The 22,623-nt window shown below is 76.1% G+C and carries 2 protein-coding genes; both read right to left on the reverse strand.

The window, feature by feature from the left end; all coding sequences use genetic code 11:
• On the reverse strand, positions 1 to 4,020 hold a 4,020-nt coding region (locus tag IEY96_RS32230), incomplete at its 3' end, for a non-ribosomal peptide synthetase (protein WP_189198570.1).
• A partial coding sequence (locus tag IEY96_RS32235) for a non-ribosomal peptide synthetase (protein ID WP_189198571.1) occupies positions 4,020 to 22,623 on the reverse strand: 18,604 nt, incomplete at its 5' end. The genes IEY96_RS32235 and IEY96_RS32230, both read right to left, overlap by 1 nt.

Here is a 22,623-nt window from a genome sequence, read left to right on the forward strand (position 1 = left end):
GTGGAACAGGGTGGCGGGGCTGACCGCGTGGGCGCGGGCCAGCTCGCCGACCCGGCGGGCCAGGTCGCCGTCGACCCGCAGGTGGGCCTGGGCGGAGGCCATGCCGCCGGCGTGCACGTCGAGCAGCCCGTACGGGGCGGTCGGTTCGGTGACGTCGCCGAGCAGGTCGGCGAAGTAGCGCTCGTGCTCGGCGCGCGGGACGCCGAGCCGGGTCGCCGCGACGAACTCGCGGAACGGCACCGGCGGGGGCAGTTCGTCGCCGCGTCCGGAGAGGTAGGCGCGGAGTTCGTCGAGGAGCACGTCCAGCGCCGTGTGGTCCTGGACGAGGTGGTGGACGCGGATCAGGGCGAGCCACCGCCCGGTGCCGGGCTCGGCGGCGATGCCGGCGGTCATCAGCGGCGCCCGGCGCAGGTCCATGCCGGCCGTGCCGGCGGCGAGGAGCTGGTCGGCCGGGTCGGGGCCGGCCGGGTCGAGGCGCAGTTCCGCGACGGGGAGTTCGGCGTGCCGCAGCACCACCTGGACGGGTTCGCGCAGGCCCTCCCAGAGGACGGCGGTGCGGTAGACGTCGGTCCGGTCGACGACCCGCTGGAGGGCGGTGAGGAAGTCGTCGAGGCGGCGCCGGTCGTCGAACTGGACGACGACGGGGGTGACGTACACGTCGTCGCCGTCCCGGTCGGCCATGAGGTGGTGGAAGAAGATGCCCTCCTGGAGCGGGGCGAGGGGGTAGACGTCGGCGATGTTGGCCGCGCCGCCGGGCACGGCGGCCACGATCGTGGCGACCTCGGCGTCGGTGAGGTCGACCAGCGGGAGCATGGCCGGGGTGAGCGCGGTGGCGCCGTCGGGGATGAGGTTCGGCGGCACGACCACGTCGCCGGTGCCGGCGACTGCGGCCAGGCCGGCCGGGGTGGGGGTGGTGAACAGCGCCCGGACGGACACCGGCACGCCCCGCCGGCGCAGCCACTCGACCAGCGACACCACGAGCAGCGAGTGGCCGCCGAGGGCGAAGAAGTCGTCGTCGACGCCGACCCGGTCGAGGCCGAGTACGTCGGCGAACGCCTGGCAGATCAGCTCCTCCCGGACGGTGGCCGGGGCCCGGCCGGCGCCGGCCGCGCCGGCGTAGTCGGGCGCGGGCAGCGCCGCGCGGTCGAGCTTGGCGTTGACGGTGAGCGGCAGCGCGTCGAGCGGGACGAATGCGGACGGCACCATGTAGCCGGGCAGCCGTTCGGTGGCGTGGCCGCGCACCGCTGCCACGAGCCCGTCGGGGTCGGCGCCCTCGGCGGGTACGACGTAGCCGACGAGCCGGATGTCGCCGGGGGCATCCTCGCGGGCGATGACCGCGACCTGGGCCACGTCGGGATGATCGGCCAGCACGGCCTCGACCTCACCCGGCTCGATCCGGAACCCCCGGATCTTTACCTGGTCGTCCGCCCGACCCGCGAACACCAGTTCCCCGTCGGCGGTCCAGCGGACCCGGTCACCGGTGCGGTACATCCTTGCGCCCGCCTCGAACGGGCACGCGACGAAGCGTTCACCCGTCAGGCCGGCGCGTCCGAGGTAGCCCCGCGCCAGCCCAGACCCGGAGACGTACAGCTCACCGGTGACCCCGGGCGGCACCGGGTTCAGGGCGTCGTCCAGCACGTAGACCCGGGTGTTGGCGATCGGGGACCCGATCGGCACGGCACCGCCCGGCAGGTCCGGCCGGCACCGCCACACGGCCGCGTTCACCGTCGTCTCCGTCGGGCCATAGCTGTTGAACATCACCCGACCCTCGGCCGTCCACCGCGCCACCAGCTCCGGCGGGCAGGCGTCACCACCGACGTCGAGGACGAACGACGAATCGAGGGCACCGTCCGGAATGGTCGCCACCACGGCCGGCGGCAAGGTCGCGTGAGTCACCCGCTGGTCCATCAGGAACGCCGCGAAGTCCGCGCCCAGACGCCGGTCCGGCGGCACCGTAACCAGCGCCGCACCCGACAGCAACGCAAGCAACCACTCCTCGCAGAACATGTCGAAACCCACCGACGCGAACTGCGCCACCCGGCCGCCCGGACCCACCCCGAACCGGCCATGACTGGCCGACAGGTTCACGAACCCCGCGTGCGACACCACCACACCCTTCGGCCGGCCCGTCGACCCCGACGTGTAGATCACGTACGCCGGATGACCCGGCAGCAACGGCGCCGACCGGTCCGCGTCGGTCAGCGGGGTCTTGCGGGCGCGGCCGATCCGGCGACGGGTGGCGGGGTCGTCGAGGAGCAGCACGGGCAGGCCCGCCGGCGCGCTCCCGGCGGTGGCCGTCTGGGCGAGGGCCAGCACCGGCGCGGCGTCGGCGAGCACGTAGCCGATCCGGTCGGCCGGCTGGTCCGGGTCGATCGGCAGGTACGCGCCGCCGGCCTTGAGCACGCCGAGGATGGCCACCATGAGGTCGGCGGAGCGGGTGAGCAGCAGCGCCACCACCGACTCCGGCCCGACGCCGGCCCGGACCAGGTGCCGGGCCAGCCGGTTCGAGCGTTCGTCGAGCTGGCGGTAGCTGAGCTTGACGCCGCCGCTGACCACGGCGGGCGCGCCCGGGGTGCGGGCGGCCTGGGCGCTGAACAGCGCGGGCACCAAGCCGTCCGGCACCGGCACGGTGGTGGCGTTCCAGTCCCGCAGGATGCGGTCCCGCTCGTCGGCGCCGAGCGGGTCGAGGGTGCGCAGCCGCAGCCCCGGGTCGGCGGCGACGGCGGCGAGGACCCGGGCGACCTGGCCGGCGATCCGCGCCACGGTGTCGGCCTCGAAGAGGTCGGCGGCGCCGACGAGGGAGCCGCGCAGCCCGGCCGGCTCGCCGTCGGTGTGGGACTCGCTGAGCACCAGGTCCAGGTCGAGGCCCCGGACGGCCTGCTCGCCGAAGAGCGGGGTGACCCGCAGGCCGGGCAGCTCCAGCGTGGCGGTGTCCCGGGCGGAGAACAGGTCGGCGGTCTCCACGGTGGCCATCACCTGGAACAGCGGCTGGCGGGCCAGCGAGCGCGCGGGGGCCAGCTCCTCCACCAGCTTCTCGAACGGCACGTCCTGGTGGCCGAACGCGTCCAGGGCGGTCTCCCGCACCCGGCCGAGCACGTCCAGGAAGGTCGGGTCGCCGGTCAGGTCGACCCGGATGACCAGGTTGTTGACGAAGCAGCCGACCAGGTCGTTGAGGCCCTCGTCGGTACGGCCGGCGACCAGCGACCCGAGCGGCACGTCCCGGCCCGCGCCGAGGCGGGACAGCAGCATCGCGGTGGCGGCGTGCAGCACCATGAACAGGGTGGCGCCGTGGGCGCGGGCCAGCTCCAGCAGCCGCCGGTGGGTGTCGGCGGGCAGGCTCAGCTCGGCGGTGTGGGCCCGGTAGGAGGGGGTGACCGGGCGGGGCCGGTCCACCGGCAGCGGCAGTTCCTCAGGCGCCCCGGCCAGGGTGCGCCGCCAGTACCCGACCTGCTCGGCGACCAGGCTCTCCGGGTCGTCCTCGTCGCCGAGGACCTCCCGCTGCCAGAGGGCGTAGTCGGCGTACTGGACGGGCAGCGGGGGCCGGTCAGCGGCGTGGCCGGCGCGGCGGGCGGCGTACGCGTCGGCCAGGTCGCGCAGCAGCGGACCCATCGACCAGCCGTCGGCGGCGATGTGGTGCACCACCAGCACCAGCACGTGCTCGGTCGGGGAGACCGCGAAGAGCCACGCGCGCAGGGGGATCTCCCCGGCCAGGTCGAAGCCGTACGCCATGGCCCGGTCGACCTCGGCGGCGACCTCCTCGGCGGCGACGTCGACCACGGACAGGGCGAAGCCGGTCGCGTCGAGCGGCAGCACCTGCTGGACCGGCTCGCCGTCGTGCAGCGGGAAGATCGTGCGCAGCACCTCGTGCCGGTCGAGGACGTCCCGTACCGCCGCGGCGAGCGCCGCCCGGTCGAGGTCGCCGTCGAGGCGCAGGGCCACCGGGATGTTGTAGGTGGCGCCGGGCCCCTCCAGCTGCCACAGGAACCACAACCGGCGCTGCGCGAACGACAACGGGACCATCAGTTCTCCTCCTGCTTGCGCATGGGCCGCAGCGCCGGGCGGGCTTTCCGCGCCGGGCGGGCCTGGGACGCCAGCCAGGCGGCGAGCCCGGCCGGCGTGGGGTTCTCGAACAGCACCCGGATCGGCACGTCCACCCCGCTGGCCGCGTGCACCCGGCTGGCCAGCCGGGTCACCAGCAGCGAGTGACCGCCGAGGGCGAAGAAGTGGTCGTCGGGGCCGACCGCGGGCAGGCCGAGGACCTCGGCGTACGCGGCGCAGGCCAGTTCCTCCTGCGGGGTGGCGGGGGCCCGCCCGGCCGCCGCGCCCCAGTCGGGCGCGGGCAGGGCCGCGCGGTCGACCTTGCCGTTGACGGTCAGCGGCAGGGCCGCCAGCGTGACGAACGCGGCGGGCAGCTGGTAGGCGGGCAGCCGGTCGGCGGCGTACCCGCGCACGTCGGCGGTCAGGTCGGCGGGCGCCGGGTCGGCGGGGATCAGGTAGGCGACCAGGCGCGGGTCGCCGGGGACGTCCTCGCGGGCCACCACGGCGGCGTGGGCGACGCCCGGGTGTCCGGCGAGGACGGCGGCCACCTCGTCCGGCTCCACCCGGAAGCCACGGATCTTGACCTGGTCGTCGACGCGGCCGGCGAAGGTGAGCCGGCCGTCGGCGTCCCAGCGCACCCGGTCGCCGGTGCGGTACATCCGCTCCCCCGGCTCGTACGGGCAGGCCACGAAGCGTTCCGCGGTGAGGGCGGGCCGGCCGGCGTAGCCGCGGGCGAGGCTGGCCCCGGCGACGTACAGCTCGCCGGGCACGCCGACCGGCACGGGGGCGAGGGTGTCGTCGAGGACGTACACCCGGGTGTCGAGGATCGCGGCGCCGATGTCCGGGGCGTCGTCGGGGCGCAGCGGGGCGGACATGGTGGCGCAGACCGTCGTCTCGGTCGGCCCGTACGCGTTGACGAAGCGGCGGCCGGGCGCCCAGCGGGCCAGCAGGTCGGCGCCGAGCGCCTCCCCGGCGGAGACCAGCGTGGTGACCGGGTCGAGGTCGCCGGGGCGGGACGCGGCCAGCACGGCCGGCGGCAGGGTGGCGTGGGTGACCCGGTGCCGGGCCAGCACGCCGGCCAGCCCGGCGCCGGGCAGCAGGTCGCCGGCGGGGGCGGTGACCAGGGCGGCGCCGGAGCCGAGCGCCATCACCAGTTCCCAGACCGCCGCGTCGAAGCCGATCGAGGCGAACTGGAGCACCCGGCTGTCCGGGGTGACGCCGAGGCGTTCCACCTGAGTGGTGACCAGGGCGGCCACGCCGCGGTGGGTGACCAGCACGCCCTTGGGGCGGCCGGTGGAGCCGGAGGTGTAGATGAGGTACGCCGGGTGCTCGGGGCGCAGCGGGGCGACCCGGTCGGCGTCGGTGAGGTCGGTCGGGTCGAGGGCGGCGAGCGCGGCGTCGGTCTCGGGTGTGCCGAGCACGGTGACCGGCAGGTCGGCGCCGGCGGGGAGCACGTCGCGCCGGCCCGGGCTGGTCAGCACGTGGCCGGGGCGGGCGTCGTCGAGCAGGTACGCCACCCGCGCGGCCGGGTGGGCGGGGTCGACGGGCAGGTAGACGCCGCCGGCCTTGACCACGGCGAGGAACGCGACGGCCAGGTCGACCGAGCGGTCCAGCGCCACGGCGACCACGGACTCCGGCCCGACGCCGCCGGCGACGAGCAGCCGGGCCAGCCGGTTGGCGCGGGCGTCCAGCTCGGCGTACCCGAGGGTGGTGTCGCCGGCGTGCAGCGCGGCGGCCCGCGGGCGGCGGGCGACCTGCGCGGCGAACAGCGCCGGCACGGTGGCCGGCGGCACGTCCCGCCGGGTGGCGTTCCAGTCGACCAGCAGCCGGTCCCGCTCGGCCGGGTCGAGCAGGTCGACCCGGCTGAGCGGCCGCTCCGGGTCGGCGAGCACGGCGTCGAGGAGGCGGACCAGCCGCTCCGCGAGACCGGCCACCGTGGACCGGTCGAACAGGTCGGTGCGGAACTCCAGCACGCCGCCCAGTCCGGCGGGGCCGTCCCGCTCGTCGTGCCGCTCGGCGAGGGTGAGGGTGAGGTCGTAGCGGGCCAGGCCGTGCGCGGCGGGCTCGGCCGACACGGTGAGCCCGGGCAGTCGGGGTTCGGCGTCCGGGGCGTTCTGCACGGCGAGGGCCACCTGGAACAGCGGGTGCCGGGCCAGGGACCGCTCCGGGACCAGCCGTTCCACCACGTCCTCGAAGGGCAGGTCCTGGTGGGCGTACGCGGCGAGGTCGGTGGCGCGGACCCGGCGCAGCAGCTCGGTGAAGCTGGGGTCGCCGGAGACGTCGGTGCGCAGCACCAGCATGTTGACGAAGAAGCCGACCAGGTCGTCGAGGGCCTCGTCGGTGCGCCCGGCCAGCGCGGTGCCGATCGGCACGTCGGTGCCGGCGCCGTGCCGGCTGAGCAGGGCGGCGAAGGCGGCCTGGAGGACCATGAAGACGGTGACCCGTTCCGCCGCGGCCAGCTCGACGACCCGGCGGTGCAGCGCGGCGCCGAGCACCACCGGCACCTCGTCGCCGCGGTGGCCGGCCACGGTGGGGCGGGGCCGGTCGGTGGGGAGCGGGATCTCCTCCGGGATGCCGGCGAGGACGTCCCGCCAGTACGCAAGCTGCCGGCTGCGCGGGCTCTCCGGGTCGTCGGCGGCGCCCAGCAGCTCGGCCTGCCAGAGGGCGTAGTCGGCGTACTGCACTGGCAGCGGCGTCCACTCCGGCGTCCGGCCCTCGGCGCGCGCCGCGTACGCGGTGGAGACGTCCCGGGTGAACGGGGCCATCGACCAGCCGTCGGTGGCGATGTGGTGGATCACCAGGACGAGGACGTGCTCGGTGGGGGCGAGGGCGAACAGCCAGGCGCGGACCGGGATCTCGGTGGCCAGGTCGAAGTCGTGGCCGGTGACCCCGGCGACGGCGTCGGCGAGCCCGTCCGGGCCGACCTCGGCGACCGGCAGGTCCACGTCGATCTCCTCGACCGGGAGCACCCGCTGGTACGGCTCGCCGTCGTGGGTGGGGACGAGAGTGCGCAGCGCCTCGTGCCGCCCGACCACGTCGCGCAGCGCGGCCCGCAGCGCGGCCACGTCGAGGGCGCCGGTGAGCCGCAACGCCATGGTGTTGCTGTAGCTGGCGGTGCTGCCCTCCAGTTGACCCACGAACCAGAGCCGGCGCTGGGCGGAGGAGAGCGGCGGCCGCTCGGGGCGTTCCCGGGGGGTCAGCGGCAGCCGGCCGGGGGCGGCGCGGTGCAGCCGGCGGGCGAGCCGGGCGGGGGTGAGCGACTCGAAGAGCGCCCGGATGGAGACCTCGGCGGCGAGCGCCGAGCGGATGCGGCTGACCAGGCGGGTGGCGAGCAGCGAGTTGCCGCCGAGGGTGAAGAAGTCGTCGTCGACGCCGACCCGCTCGACGCCGAGCACCTGTGCGTACGCCTGGCAGATCAGCTCCTCGTACGCGTCGGCGGGCGCCCGGCCGCCGCCCTCGGCCACCTCGGCGGCCGGGACGAGCACCGCCCGGGTGGCCGGCGCGGGGGCCTCCACCGGCCCGACCTCGACGGCGGTGACGGGCAGCTCGGGGGTCCGGTCGAGCGCGGCGGTGAGCTGGTCCAGCGCGGTGTGCAGCAGCGCGGCGACCCGGTCGGCGTCGGCGGGCGCGACCGCGTCGACGGTGACCGTGAAGCCGGTGCCGTGGTCGTCGACGGAGACGGTCACCGGGTAGTTGTTCCGCTCCTGGGTGAACAGGGTCCGGACGTCGCTGAGCGGGTCGTCGGGGTCGACGGCGGGCGGCTGCGCGTGCCGGTAGTTGAACAGCGAGCTGAACAGCGGCGCCTGGGCGGGCAGGCCGCTGGCCTGCTGGGCCACCGCGAGCGGGGCGTGCTCGTGGGCGACGAGTTCGGCGAGCCGGTGCCGCACCTGGGTGAGCGCGTCGGCGACGCCCGCGCCGGCGAGCCGGACGCGGACCGGCAGGGTGTTCATGAACAGGCCGGGCACCCGGTCGGCGCCGCTGCTCAGCCGGCCCAGCAGGACGGTGCCGAACACCACGTCGTCGCGGCCGGCGACGGCGGCGAGGACCCGGGCCCAGGCCAGGTGGAACAGGGTGGCCGGGCTGACCCCGTGGGTGCGGGCGGCGGCGCGGAGCCGGTCGGCCAGGCCGGCGTCGACCGGGGTGTGGGCGCGCCCGGCGTCGCTGCCGTCGCCGTGGATGTCGACCAGGCCGTACGGGGCGGTGGTCCAGGTGACGTCGCCGAGCAGGTCGGCGAAGTACCGTTCGTGCTCGGCGCGGGACACCCCGAGCCGGGCCTCGGCGACGAACCGCCGGAACGGCACGGGCGTGGGCAGCTCGTCGGCGCGGCCGGCGAGGAACGCGCGGACCTCGTCGAGCACCACGTCCCGGGCGGTGTGGTCCTGCACGAGGTGGTGCATGCGCAGCAGCGCCAGCCAGCCCGGGCCGTCCGGCTCGGCGGCGACGTGCACGGTGAGCAGCGGCGCCCGGTCCAGCTCCAGCCAGCCGCCGGCGGCGGCGCGGAGCTGGTCGACGGGGTCGCCGCCGGGGTCGAGGGTGACCTCGGTGACCGGCAGCTCGGCGCGGCGCCACACCACCTGGACGGGTTCGGGCAGGTCCTGCCAGACGACGGCGGTGCGGTAGGCGTCGTGCCGGTCGACCACCCGCTGGAGGGCGGCGAGGAAACCGTCGAGGTGGGCCCGGTCGGCGAAGCCGAGCACGGTGGGCAGCACGTAGACGTCGTCGCCGTCCCGGTCGGCCATCAGGTGGTGGAAGAAGATGCCTTCCTGGAGCGGCGCGAGGGGGTAGATGTCGGCGACGTTGGCCGCGCCGCCGGGCACCCGGGCCACCACGGCGGCCAGGTCGGCGTCGGCCAGGTCGACCAGCGGCACCATGGCCGCCGTGACGACCTCGGCGCCCTCCGGGATCCGCCCGTCCGGCACGGCGACGGCCGCGCCGTCCGCGGCGGCGGCGAGGCCCGCCGGGGTCGGGCTGACGAAGAGGGTACGCACGGACACGGTGATCCCGTGCCGGCGCAGGTGTTCCACGAGGGAGACGGCGAGCAGCGAGTGCCCGCCCAGGGCGAAGAAGTCGTCGTCCACCCCGACCACGGGCAGCCCGAGGACCTCGGCGAACGCCGCGCAGACCAGTTCCTCCCGCGCGTCGGCCGGGGCCCGCCCGCCTCCGGCGGCGGCGGCCTGCGGCGCGGGCAGGGCGGCCCGGTCGAGCTTGCCGTTGCCGGTCAGCGGCAGGCTGTCCAGCTCGACGAACGCGGCGGGGACCAGGTAGCCGGGGAGTCGCTGCGCGGCGTGCTTCCGGACCACGTCGGTGACCGGCGCGCCGGCCTCGGCGGGGACGAGGTAGGCCACCAGGCGCTTGTCGCCCGGGGTGTCCTCGCGGACCAGCACGGCGGCCTGCGCCACGGCGGGGTGCGCGGCGAGGACCGCCTCCGCCTCGCGGGGCTCGACCCGGTAGCCGCGGATCTTCACCTGGTCGTCGGCGCGGCCGACGAAGACGAGCGTCCCGTCCGGGGTCCAGCGGACCTGGTCGCCGGTGCGGTACATCCGGCCGCCGGTGAACGGGTCGGCCACGAACCGCTCCCCCGTCAGCCCGGGCCGGCCCAGGTAGCCCCGGGCGACGCCCGCCCCGGCCACGTACAGCTCGCCCGGCACACCCACCGGGACCGGCTGGAGGCGGTCGTCGAGGACGTACACCCGGGTGTTGTCCAGCGGCCTTCCGATCGGCAGGACATCGCCGACCCGCGCCGGGTCGGTGACCTCGTGCTGGGTGGCGCAGAGGGTGATCTCCGTGGGGCCGTAGAGCTCCCGGACCCGGACACCCGGGTTCGCGTCCAGGATCCGGCGCACCGCCGGCGCGGGCACCACGTCGCCGCCGGTGAGGACCTCGCGCAGCCCGGCGAAGCAGGCCGGGTCCCGGTCGGCCAGCACCCGCAGCAGGCCCGCGGTGACGTGCACGTGGGTCAGGTCGTGGCCGGCGACGAGCGCCCGCAGGCGCGCGGCGTCGATCGACTCCGGCGGCGCCACCACCACGGTCCCGCCGGAGAGCAGCGGCACCCAGATCTCGTACGTCGACGCGTCGAAGGCGTGCGGCGCGTGGAACAGCACCCGCGGCGTCGCACCCCACCCCCGGTCGTACGCCAGGCGCACCACGTCCCGGTGTGTCGTGACGACGCCCTTCGGCACGCCCGTCGAGCCGGAGGTGTACATGAGGTACGCCGCCGCCGACGGCGACACCGGCCCGTCACCTGCCCCGGCCGCCCTGGCATCGGCCGTGACGGCGTCGGCCGTGGCGCGGTCGGCAGCATCGCCGGCGGCCACCGCCGCCCCCGACCGGTCGACGTGCAGCAGCGTCAACCCGTCGGCGCCGGTCACGAACTCGTGTCCCGCCGTCGCCTCGTGGACCAGCACCACCCGCGCCCCCGCGTCGGCGGCCACCGCCCGCATCCGGGCCACCGGCCAGGTCACGTCCAGCGGCAGGTAAGCCCCACCGGCCTTGAGCACGGCCAGCAGCGCCACCAGCAGCTCGGCGGAACGCTCCAGCACCACGGCCACCGGGGACTCCGGGCCCACACCCACCGCGACGAGACGGCGCGCCAGGCGCTCGGCACGGGCTTCCAGCTCCCGGTAGGACAGGGACACATCGCCGGAGACCACGGCGAGCCCGTCCGGGTCCGCCGCCACCCGGGCCGCGAACGCCTCGGGCACCGACACGTCCGCCACCGGCGTGGCCGTGTCGTTCCAGCCGACCAGCAGCTGCTGCCGTTCGGCCGGGTCGAGCAGGTCGACGGCGGAGATCCAGGTGTCGGGGGCGGCGGCCATGGTCCGCAGCACCCGGACCAGCCGCTCGGCGATCCGCTCGGCGGTGGACCGGTCGAAGAGGTCGGCGGCGGCGAGCAGGGTGCCGGCCATCCCGGCCGGCGTCCCGTCCGGACCGAGCGCCTCGGTCATGCTGAGGTCGAGGTCCACCTTGGCCGGCACGTCGCCGGTGGTGAGGGGCGTGGCGCGCACGCCGGGCAGGTCCAGGGCCGGCCCGGCGCCGTCCCGGGTGGTGTTCTGGAGGGTGAGCAGCACCTGGAAGAGCGGGTGCCGGGCCAGCGAGCGGGCCGGGGCCAGCTCCTCGACCAGCTTCTCGAACGGCACGTCCTGGTGGGCGAAGGCGTCCAGGGCGGTGTCGCGGACCCGGGCCAGGGCCTCGGCGACCGTGGGGTCACCGGCCAGGTCGGTGCGCATGACGAGGGTGTTCACGAAGAACCCGACGAGGTCGTCGAGGCCCTGGTCGGTGCGGCCGGCGACGGCCGCGCCGACGGGCAGGTCGGTGCCGGCGCCGAGCCGGGACAGCACCACGGCGAGGGCGGTCTGCACGGTCATGAAGAGGGTCACCCCGGACGTGCGGGCCAGCGCCACGAGGTCGCGGTGCAGGTCGGCGGGGACGGTCACGTCGACCGGGTGGCCGCGGTGGCTCGGCTCGGCCGGGCGGGGCCGGTCGGTGGGCAGGGCCAGTTCCTCCGGCGCCCCGGCGAGGGCCGCCCGCCAGTGGGCGACCTGCCGGGCGATGAGGCTGTCCGGGTCGTCCTCGGCGCCGAGCAGGTCGCGCTGCCAGAGGGCGTAGTCGGCGTACTGGACGGGCAGCGGGGTCCACTCGGGGGCCCGGCCGGCGTGCCGGGCCGCGTACGCGGCGGACAGGTCACGGGCGAGCGGGCCCATGGACCAGCCGTCGCCGGCGATGTGGTGCACGACCAGCACCAGCACGTGCTCGTCGGGCGCGACGGCCAGCAGGGTCGCCCGCAGCGGCGCCTGCACGGCCAGGTCGAAGGGGCGCGACGCGACCTCGGCCACCGCGTCGGCGACCCGGTCGGCGGCGACCTCGACCAGGTCGAGCCGCACGCCGGCCCCGGCGACCGGCAGCACCCGCTGGTACGGCTCGCCGTCGGCGACCGGGTAGACGGTGCGCAGCACCTCGTGCCGGTCGAGGACGTCCCGTACCGCCGCGTCGAGGGCGGCCCGGTCCAGCTCGCCGGTGAGCCGCAGCGCCACCGGGATGTGGTAGGTGGCGCCGGCCCCGTCGAGCTGGGCCAGGAACCACAGCCGGCGCTGCGCGAAGGAGAGCGGGACGCGCTCGGGGCGTACCCCGGGGGTGAGCGCGGCCCGGCCCCGGTCGGCGCCGGCCAGCCGGGCGGCGAGCGCGGCGGGGGTGGGCGCCTCGAAGAGGGTCCGGACGGTGACCTCCACCTCGAAGACCGCGCGGACCCGGCTGACCAGGCGGGTGGCGAGCAGCGAGTGCCCGCCGAGGGCGAAGAAGTCGTCGTCCACGCCGACCGCGGCCCGGCCGAGCACCTCGGCGAAGATCTCGCAGAGCAGCTGTTCGTGGACGGTGGCCGGGGCCCGGCCGGTGCCGCCGCCGGCCAGGTCGGGGGCGGGCAGGGCGGCCCGGTCGAGCTTGCCGTTGACGGTCAGCGGCAGCGCGTCGAGGGTCACGAACGCGGCCGGGACGAGGTAGCCGGGCAGCCGCTCGGCCGCGTACTCCCGCACGGTGTCGGCGATCGGCGCGCCGGCCTCGGCGGGCACCAGGTAGGCGACGAGGCGCTTGTCGCCCGGGGTGTCCTCGCGGACCAGCACGGCGGCCTGCGCCACCGCCCGGTGGGCGGCGAGCGCCGCCTCGACCTCGCCGGGCTCGACCCGGAACCCGCGGATCTTCACCTGGTCGTCGGCGCGGCCGGCGAAGACGAGCCGGCCGTCGTCGTCCCACCGCACCCGGTCGCCGGTGCGGTACATCCGCCCGCCGGAGCCGAACGGGTCGGCGACGAACCGCTCGCCGGTGAGCCCGGGCCGGCCGGCGTAGCCGCGGGCCAGGCCGGCGCCGGCGACGTAGAGCTCGCCGGTGACCCCGACCGGCACCGGGGCGAGCGCGTCGTCGAGGACGTAGACGCGCGTGTTGTCCAGCGGCCGGCCGATCGGCAGCACGGCGCCGACCTGGCCGGCGTCGGCGACCTCGTGCTGGGTGGCGCAGAGGGTGACCTCGGTGGGGCCGTAGAGCTGCCGGACCCGGACGCCCGGGTTGGCGTCGAGAACCCGGCGGACCGCGCCGGCGGGGACCACGTCGCCGCCGGTGAGCACCTCCCGGACGCCGGCGAAGCAGGCCGGGTCCTGGTCGGCGAGCACCCGCAGCAGACCGGCGGTGACGTGCACGTGGGTCAGCGCGTGCCCGGCGACCAGGGCGCGCAGCGCGGGGCCGTCGACCGCCTCGGGCGGCGCGACGACCACCGTGCCGCCGGAGAGCAGCGGCACCCAGATCTCGTACGAGGAGGCGTCGAAGGCGTGCGGGGCGTGGAACAGCACCCGGGGCGTCTCGCCCCAGCACCGGTCGGCGGCCAGGCGCACCACGTCGCGGTGGGTGGTGAGCACGCCCTTCGGCACCCCGGTCGAGCCCGAGGTGTACATGAGGTACGCCCCGGCCGACGGCGGCGCCGGGGCCGGGGCGGCGCCCGGGACGTCCTCGTCGGTGTCGGCGGCGACGACCGCCGCGCCCTCGGCCGCGGCTGCGGTGACGAAGTCGTGCCCGGCGGTCGCCGCGTGCACCAGGACCACCCGGGCGCCCGCGTCGGCGGTGACGGTCCGCATCCGCGCCGCCGGCCAGGCGACGTCCAGCGGCAGGTAGACGCCGCCGGCCTTGAGCACGGCCAGCAGCGCGACGACCAGTTCGGTGGAGCGGGCCATCGCCACCGCGACCGGCGTCTCGGGCCGGACCCCGGCGGCGACCAGCCGGCGGGCCAGCCGGTCGGCACGCTCGTCCAGTTCCCGGTACGACAGCTCGCCGTCCCCGGCCACGGCCACGGCGTCCGGGTCGGCGGCCACCCGGCGGGCGAACGCCGCGGGCACCGACTCGTCGGCGACCGGCGCCTCGGTGGCGTTCCACTCCTCGACCACCTGGCGCAGCTCGGCGGCGTCCAGCACCTCCACGGCGCCGAGCGGGGTCTGCGGCGCCTGCTCCAGCGCGGCGGTGAGGCTGTCCAGGCAGGTGAGCAGCAGCGACCCGACCCGGGTCGGGTCCGCCGGGGCGACCGCCTCGACGACCAGCGCGAAGTCGGTGCCGTCGTCGTCGACGGAGACGACCATCGGGTAGTTGGTGTTGTCCCGGTGCAGGACCGCGGTGACGCCGTCCAGGCCGGCGCCCGGGTGGCCGTCGGTGGGCAGGTTGTGCCGGTAGTTGAACAGCGAGGTGAACAGCGGGGCGGCGGCGGGGACGCCGCTGGCGCGCTGGGCGAGGGCCAGCGGGGCGTGCTCGTGCACCAGCAGGTCGGCGAGCTGGTCGCGCAGGGCGGTCAGCGCGTCGGCGACGCCGTGCCCGGCGAGCCGGATCCGCACGGGCAGGGTGTTGATGAACAGGCCGGGGGCCCGGTCGGCACCGGCGCCGGCGTTCATCCGGCCGAAGAGGATGGTGCCGAAGACCACGTCGTCGCGGCCGGCGAGGGTGCCGAGCAGCCGCGCCCAGGCCAGGTGGAGGATCGTGGCCGGGCTGACCGCGTACGCCCGGGCCAGCTCCCGGACCCGGGCGGTGAGCGCCCGGTCGGCGGTGAGCTGCACCTGGACGGCGGTCGTGCCGTCGTGGTGGGTGTCGGTGAGGCCGTAGGGGGCGGTGGTCTCGGTGACGTCGCCGAGCAGGTCGGTGAAGTACCGTTCGTGCTCCTCGGCGGACACCCCGAGCCGGGCCCGGGCCACGAACTCGCGGAACGGCAGCGGCGGCGGCAGTTCGTCGGCGCGGCCCGTGAGGACGGCGCGCAGCTCGTCGAGGACCACGTCGAAGGTGGTGTGGTCCTGGACGAGGTGGTGGATGCGGAGCAGCAGCAGCCAGCCGCCGCCGGGGGCGGCGGCCACGTGGGCGCGCATGAGCGGGGCGGCGCCGAGGTCGATCCGGGTGCCGGCGGCGGCCAGCAACGCCTCGACCGGGTCCGCACCGCCCGGGTCGAGGGTGACCTCCTCGACCGGCAGGTCGGCGTGGCGCCACACCACCTGCACCGGTTCGCGCAGCCCGTCCCAGACGACGCCGGTGCGGTAGATGTCGTTGCGGGCCACCAGGTGGCGCAGCGCGCCCAGGAAGGCGTCCAGCCGGTCGCGGGTGTCCAGGTGCAGCACGTACGGCAGGGCGTAGACGTCGGTGTCGTCGCCCATCAGGTGGTGGAAGAAGATGCCCTCCTGGAGCGGGGCCAGGGGGTAGACGTCGGCGATGTTGGCGGCGCCGCCGGGCACGGCGGCCACGACGCGGGCCAGCTCGGCGTCGGTGAGGTCGACCAGCGGCAGCATGGCCGGGGTGATCTCGTCGGCGCCGTCGGGGATGAGGTTCGGCGGCACCTGCACGCGGTGCGGTTCGGCCACCGCGGCCAGGCCGGCCGGCGTGGCGGTCTGGAACAGGGCGCGTACCGGCACGCTCAGCCCGCGCCGGCGGAGCTGTTCGACAAGCGCGATGGCGAGCAGGGAGTGCCCGCCGAGGGCGAAGAAGTCGTCGTCCACGCCGACCCGGTCCAGGCCCAGCACCTCGGCGAAGGCGGCGCAGAGCAGTTCCTCGGCGGGGGTGGCCGGGGCACGGCCCGTGGTGGCGGCGGTGTACTCGGGGGCGGGCAGCGCGCGGCGGTCGAGCTTGCCGTTGACGGTCAGCGGCAGCGCGTCGAGCAGCACCAGCGCGGCCGGCACCATGTACGCGGGCAGCCGCTCGGCGGCGAAGCCGCGGACCGCCTCGGCCAGCCCGTCGGCGCCGGCGCCCTCGGCGGGCACCACGTAGCCGACCAGGCGGATGTCGCCGGTGTCCCGCCGGGCCACCACGGCGGCCTGCCCGACGGCCGGGTGGCCGGCGAGGACGGCCTGAATCTCGCCGGGCTCGATCCGGAAGCCGCGCACCTTGACCTGGTCGTCGGCACGGCCGGCGAAGACCAGCCGCCCGTCGGGGGTCCACTTCGCCCGGTCGCCGGTACGGTACATCCGGCCGCCCGCCGCGCCGAACGGGCAGGCCACGAAGCGTTCCCCGGTCAGCCCGGCCCGGCCCACGTAGCCGCGGGCGAGCTGGGCGCCGGCCACGTAGACCTCGCCGGCCACGCCGGCCGGCACCGGCCGGAGGCGCTCGTCGAGGACGTACACCGACAGGCCGGGCAGGCCGCGGCCGATCACGCTGCCGGCGTCCACGTCGGACGGTTCGAGGGCCTGGTAGGTGACGTGCACGGTGGTCTCGGTGATGCCGTACATGTTGACCAGCCGCGGCCCGGACTCGCCGTGCCGCGCCCACCAGCCGGCCAGCCGGGCCGGCTCCAGGGCCTCCCCGCCGAAGACGACCGCGCGCAGCGCCCCGTCGCGCAGCACGTCGGAGTCCATGAGCTGGTAGAAGGCGGACGGGGTCTGGCTGAGCATGGTGACCCGCTCGCGGACCAGCAGGTCCGCGAACTCCTGCGGGGAGCGGGAGACTGCGTACGGCACGACGACGACGCGACCGCCGTGCAGCAGCGCGCCCCAGATCTCCCAGACCGAGAAGTCGAACGCGAACGAGTGGAACCAGGACCACACGTCGTCCGCCCCGAAACCGAACAACTCCTCCGTCGCGGCGAACAGCGCCACCACGTCGCGGTGCGGGATGAGCACCCCCTTCGGAGTGCCGGTCGAGCCGGACGTGTAGATCACGTACGCGGGGTGTCCGGGGCGCAGCGGGGCGGTCCGGTCGGCGTCGGTGACCGGCGTGCCGGGCAGGCCGGCCAGCGCCTCCCGCACCGCGGGGTCGTCGAGGACCAGCGGCGGCACGCCGGCCGGCACGGCCCCGGCGGAGGCCGTGGTGGTGACCGCGCAGACCGCGCCGGCGTCGGCGAGCACGAAGCCGATCCGGTCGGCCGGGTACGCCGGGTCGACGGGCAGGTAGCCGGCACCGGCCTTGAGCACGGCGAGCAGCGCCACCACCAGGTCGGGGGTGCGTTCCATGAGCACCCCGACCAGGGACTCCGGTCCGATGCCGCGCTCGACGAGCAGCCGCGCCAGCCGGTTGGCCCGGTCGGCGACCTCGGCGTAGGTGAGGTGCCGGCCGTCGAAGGTGAGCGCGACCGCCTCCGGCGCCCGTGCCGCCTGCGCGTCGAAGAGGTCCGGCAGGGTGCGATCCGCCACCGGCACGGGGGCCGGGTTCCAGGCGGTGAGCAGCCGGGCGCGCTGATCGGCGTCGACGACGTCGACGGCGTCCAGCGGGGTGTCGGGGCGCTCGTTGAGCGCCGCGACGATCCCGGCCAGGGCGGTCCGTAGCAGCGCGCAGACCCCGTCGGCGTCGATCGGCCCCTCGACCACCAGGTCGAAGCCGGTCCCGTCGTCGTCCACGGCGACGGTGACCGGGTAGTTGGTGAGGTCGCGGGCGGAGACGACGGTGATGCCGGGCAGGGCGGCGCCGGCCTCCTCGGCGCTGACCTGGTTGTGCCGGTAGTTGAAGATCGACGTGAACAGCGGGCTGCCGCCGGGCACGCCGCTGGCGGCCTGGGCGACGGCGAGCGGGGCGTGCTCGTGCACCAGCAGGTCGGCGAGTTGGTCCCGCAGCGCGGCCAGGGCACCGGCGACGGTGCCCCGCAGCCCGACCCGCACCGGCAGGGTGTTGATGAACAGGCCGGAGACCCGGTCGGCGCCGGCCCCGGCGTTCATCCGGCCGAACAGGACCGTGCCGAAGACCACGTCGTCGCGGCCGGCCAGCACCCCGAGGACGCGCGCCCAGACCAGGTGGAACAGGGTGGCGGGGCTGACCCCGAGGGTACGGGCCAGGTCCCGGGCCCGGGCGGCGAGCGCCGGTTCGACCGTGCGCCGCCCCTGGACGTACGCGGCGCCGTCGCCGTGCACGTCGAGCAGGCCGTACGGGGCGGTGGTCTCGGTGACGTCGCCGAGCAGGTCGGCGAACCAGCGCTCGTGCGCGGCGCGGGACACGCCGAGCCGGGCCTGGGCGACGAACTCGCGGAACGGCACCGGGGCGGGCAGCGTGTCGCCGTGCCCCTCCAGGTAGGCGTGCAGTTCGTGCAGCAGCACCTCGAGCGCCGTGTGGTCCTGCACGAGGTGGTGGATGCGGACCAGGACCAGCCAGCCGTCGCTCCCGGGCTCGGCGGCCACGTACGCGTCGACAAGCGGCGCGCGGCGCAGTTCCATCCAGCCGCCGGCCGCGGCGAGGAGCGACTCGACCGGATCGGTGGGGTCGACGGTGACCTCGCGGACGGGCAGGTCGGCGTGGCGGACGACGACCTGCACGGCCTCGCGCAGCCCCTCGTGGACGATCGCGGTGCGGTAGACGTCGTTGCGGTCGACCACCTGCTGGAGGGCGGACAGGAAGGCGTCGAGCCGGTCCCGGCTGTCGCAGCGCAGCACGGTCGGGGTGACGTAGACGTCGGTGCCGTCCCGGTCGGCCATCAGGTGGTGGAAGAAGAGCCCCTCCTGGAGCGGGGCCAGGGGGTAGACGTCGGCCACGTTCGCGGCTCCGCCGGGCACGGCGGCCACGATCGTGGCGACCTCGGCGTCGGTGAGGTCGACCAGCGGGAGCATGGCCGGGGTGAGCGTGGTGGCGCCGTCGGGGATGAGGTTCGGCGGCACGGCCACCGTCTCGGGGCCGGCGGCGGCGGCCAGCCCGGCCGGGGTGGGGGTGGTGAACAGGCCGCGGACGGAGACGGTGACGCCCCGCTGCCGCAGCCGTTCCACGAGCGACACGACGAGCAGGCTGTGCCCGCCGAGGGCGAAGAAGTCGTCGTCGACGCCGACCCGGTCGAGGCCGAGGATTTCGGCGAACGCGTCGCAGAGCAGTTCCTCGCGGGCGCTGGTGGGTGCCCGGCCGGTGCCGGCGGCGTACCGGGGGGCGGGCAGCGCCCTGCGGTCGAGCTTGGCGTTGACGGTCAGCGGGAACGCGTCGAGGAGCACCACGGCGGCGGGCACCATGTACGCGGGCAGCCGCCCGGCGGCGTGCCCGCGCAGCGTCTCGGCCAGCCCGTCGCGGTCGGCCCCGTCGGCGGATACGACGTAGCCGACGAGCCGGATGTCGCCGGGGCTGTCCTCGCGGGCGATGACCGCGACCTGGGCCACGTCGGGGTGGCCGGCCAGCACGACCTCGACCTCACCCGGCTCGATCCGGAACCCCCGGATCTTCACCTGGTCGTCCGCCCGACCCGCGAACACCAGTTCCCCGTCGGCGGTCCACCGCACCCGGTCACCCGTGCGGTACATCCGGGCGCCCGCCTCGAACGGGCACGCGACGAACCGTTCACCCGTCAGGCCGGCCCGGCCGAGGTAGCCCCGCGCCAATCCGGACCCGGAGACGTACAGCTCCCCCACCACGCCCGGGGGAACCGGATTCAGGGCGTCGTCCAGCACGTAGACCCGGGTGTTGGCGATCGGGGACCCGATCGGCACCGCACCACCGGGCAGGTCCGGCCGGCACCGCCACACGGCCGCGTTCACCGTCGTCTCGGTCGGGCCGTAGCTGTTGAACATCACCCGACCCTCGGCCGTCCACCGTTGAACCAGCTCCGGCGGGCACGCGTCACCACCCACATCCAGCACGAACGACGGATCCAACGCGTCGTCCGGAATGGTCGCCACCACGGCCGGCGGCAGCGTCGCGTGCGTAACCCCGTGCTCGTTCAGGAACGCCGCGAAGTCCGCGCCCAGACGCCGGTCCGGCGGCACCGTCACCAGCGCCGCACCCGACAGCAACGCGAGCAACCACTCCTCGCAGAACATGTCGAAACCCACCGACGCGAACTGCGCCACCCGCGCGCCCGGACCCACCCCGAACCGGCCGTGACTGGCCGACAGGTTCACGAACCCCGCGTGCGAGACCACCACACCCTTCGGCCGGCCCGTCGACCCCGACGTGTAGATCACGTACGCCGGATGACCCGGCAGCAACGGCGCCGACCGGTCCGCGTCGGTCAGCGGGGTCGGGTCGAGTCCGGCCAGCGCGGCCAGGGTCGGCGGGGCGTCCACGACGAGGACGGTCGCCACGTCGAGCGGCACCCAGGGGGCGGTGCGGAGCTGGGCGAGGACGGCCACCGGCCGGGCGTCCGACAGGACGTGGCCGATCCGTTCGCGCGGCTGGTCCGGGTCGATCGGCAGGTACGCGCCGCCGGCCTTGAGCACGCCGAGGATCGCCACGAGCAGGTGCGGGGAGCGTTCCAGCATCAGCGCGACCACCGACTCCGGCCCGACGCCGGCGGCGACCAGGTGCCGGGCCAGCCGGTTCGCGCGCTCCTCGACCTCCCGGTAGCTCCACTCGACGTCGCCGCCGACCAGCGCGACCGCGTCCGGGGTGCGGGCGGCCTGGGCGCTGAAGAGCGCGGGCACCAGCCCGTCCGGCACCGGCACGCTGGTGCTGTTCCAGCTCCGGAGGATGCGGTCGAGCTGCGCCGGGCCGAGCGGGTCGACCGCGACGATCGGGGTGTCCGGGGCGTGTTCCAGAGCGGCGACCAGATTGGCCAGGCAGGTGATCAGGAGCCGGCACACCTCGGCCGGGTCGGCGGGGGCGGTGGCCTCGACGATCACCTCGAAGCCGTCCGGGCCCTGGTTGACCGAGACGTCGAGGGGATAGTTGGTGGGTTCCTTGGTCAGCACGGCGTCGACCCCGTCGATGCCGGTGCCGGAGCGGCGGACGTCGACCTGGTTGTGCCGGTAGTTGAAGATCGACGTGAAGAGCGGGCTGCCGCCGGGCAGGGCGCTGGCCTGCTGGGCGAGGACCAGCGGCGCGTGCTCGTGGGTGAGCAGGTCGGCGAGTTGCCGGCGCATCTCCCCCAGCGCGTCCCGGACGGTCCGGCCGGAGAGGCGGGCGCGGACCGGCAGCATGTTCATGAACAGGCCGGGGGCCCGGTCGGCGCCGGCGCCGGCGAACAGCCGGCCGAGCAGCATGGTGCCGAAGACGACGTCGTCGCGGCCGGACACCGCGGCCACCACCCGCGCCCAGGCGAGGTGGAACAGCGTCGCGGGGCTGACCCCGAGCGTCCGGGCCAGGGTGCGGATCCGCTCGGCGAGGTCGTCGGCCACGGGGAGCTGGGCCTGCACGGCGTCGGTGCCGTCCCCGTGCACGTCCAGCAGGTCGTAGGGGGCGGTGGTCTCGGTGACGTCGCCGAGCAGCCCGGCGAACCACTCCCGGTGCGCCGCCTCGGGCACGCCGTGCCGGGCGTGCGCGACGAACTCGCGGAACGGCAGCGGCGTGGGCAGCCGGTCGGCGCGGCCGGCCAGGAGGGTGCGGATCTCGTCGAGCACGACCTCCAGGGAGGTGTGGTCCTGCACGAGGTGGTGCATCCGCAGCAGCACGAGCCAGCCGTCGCCGGCCGGGTCGGCGGCGACGTGCACGCCGATCAGCGGCGCGCGGTGCAGGTCCAGCCAGCCGCCGGCGGCGGCGCGGAGCTGGTCGACGGGGTCGCCGCCGGGTTCCAGGGTGACCTCGGTGACCGGCAGCTCGGCGCGGCGCCACACCACCTGGACGGGTTCCCGGAGGTTCTCCCAGACGATCGCGGTGCGGTAGACGTCGTGCCGGTCGACGACCTGGCGCAGCGCGTCGAGGAACTCGTCGACCCGCTGCCGGGTGTCGGCGCGGAGCACGAACGGCATGGCGTAGACGTCGGTGCCGCCCTGGTCGGCCATCCGGTGGTGGAAGAGGATGCCCTCCTGGAGCGGGGTGAGCGGGTAGACGTCGGCCACGTTGGCCGCGCCGCCGGGCACGGTGGCCACCACGGCGTCGACCTCGGCCGGCGTGAGGTCGACCAGCGGCAGCAGTTCCGGGGTGAGCGCGGTGGCGTCGGCCGGGATGAGGTTCGGCGGCACGGCGACGGTCTCGGGTCCGGCGACGGCGGCGAGCGCGGCCGGCGTCGGGGTGACGAAGAGGGTACGCACGGAGACCGCCACGCCGTGCTTGCGCAGGTGTTCCACGAGGGAGACGGCGAGCAGCGAGTGCCCGCCCCGGGCGAAGAAGTCGTCGTCCACGCCGACGGCGGGCAGTCCGAGCACCTCGGCGAACGCCGCGCAGAGCAGTTCCTCGCGGGCGTCGGCGGGCGCCCGCCCCGCCCCCGTGGCGACGGCCTGCGGCGCGGGCAGGGCGGCCCGGTCGAGTTTCCCGTTGCCGGTCAGCGGCAGGCCGTCGAGTTCGACGAACGCGGCGGGCACGAGGTAGCCGGGCAGCCGTTCGGCGGCGTGCGCGCGCACGGTGTCGGTGACCGACTGGCCGGCCTCGGCGGGCACGAGGTAGGCGACCAGGCGCTTGTCGCCGGGAGTGTCCTCGCGGACCAGGACGGCGGCCTGCGCCACCGCCGGGTGCGCGGCCAGGACCGCCTCGACCTCGCCGGGCTCCACCCGGTAGCCGCGGATCTTCGCCTGGTCGTCGGTGCGGCCGGCGAAGACGAGCCGCCCCTCGGCGTCCCACTTCACCCGGTCGCCCGTGCGGTACATCCGCTCCCCCGCACCGCCGTACGGGCAGGGGACGAAGCGCTCGGCGGTCAGGGCGGCGCGGCCGAGGTAGCCGCGCGCGACGCCGGCCCCGGCCACGTACAGCTCGCCCGGCACACCCACCGGGACCGGCTGGAGGCGGTCGTCCAGGACGTACACCCGGGTGTTGTCC

Source organism: Micromonospora fulviviridis (assembly GCF_014648395.1).
GTDB lineage: Bacteria > Actinomycetota > Actinomycetes > Mycobacteriales > Micromonosporaceae > Micromonospora > Micromonospora fulviviridis.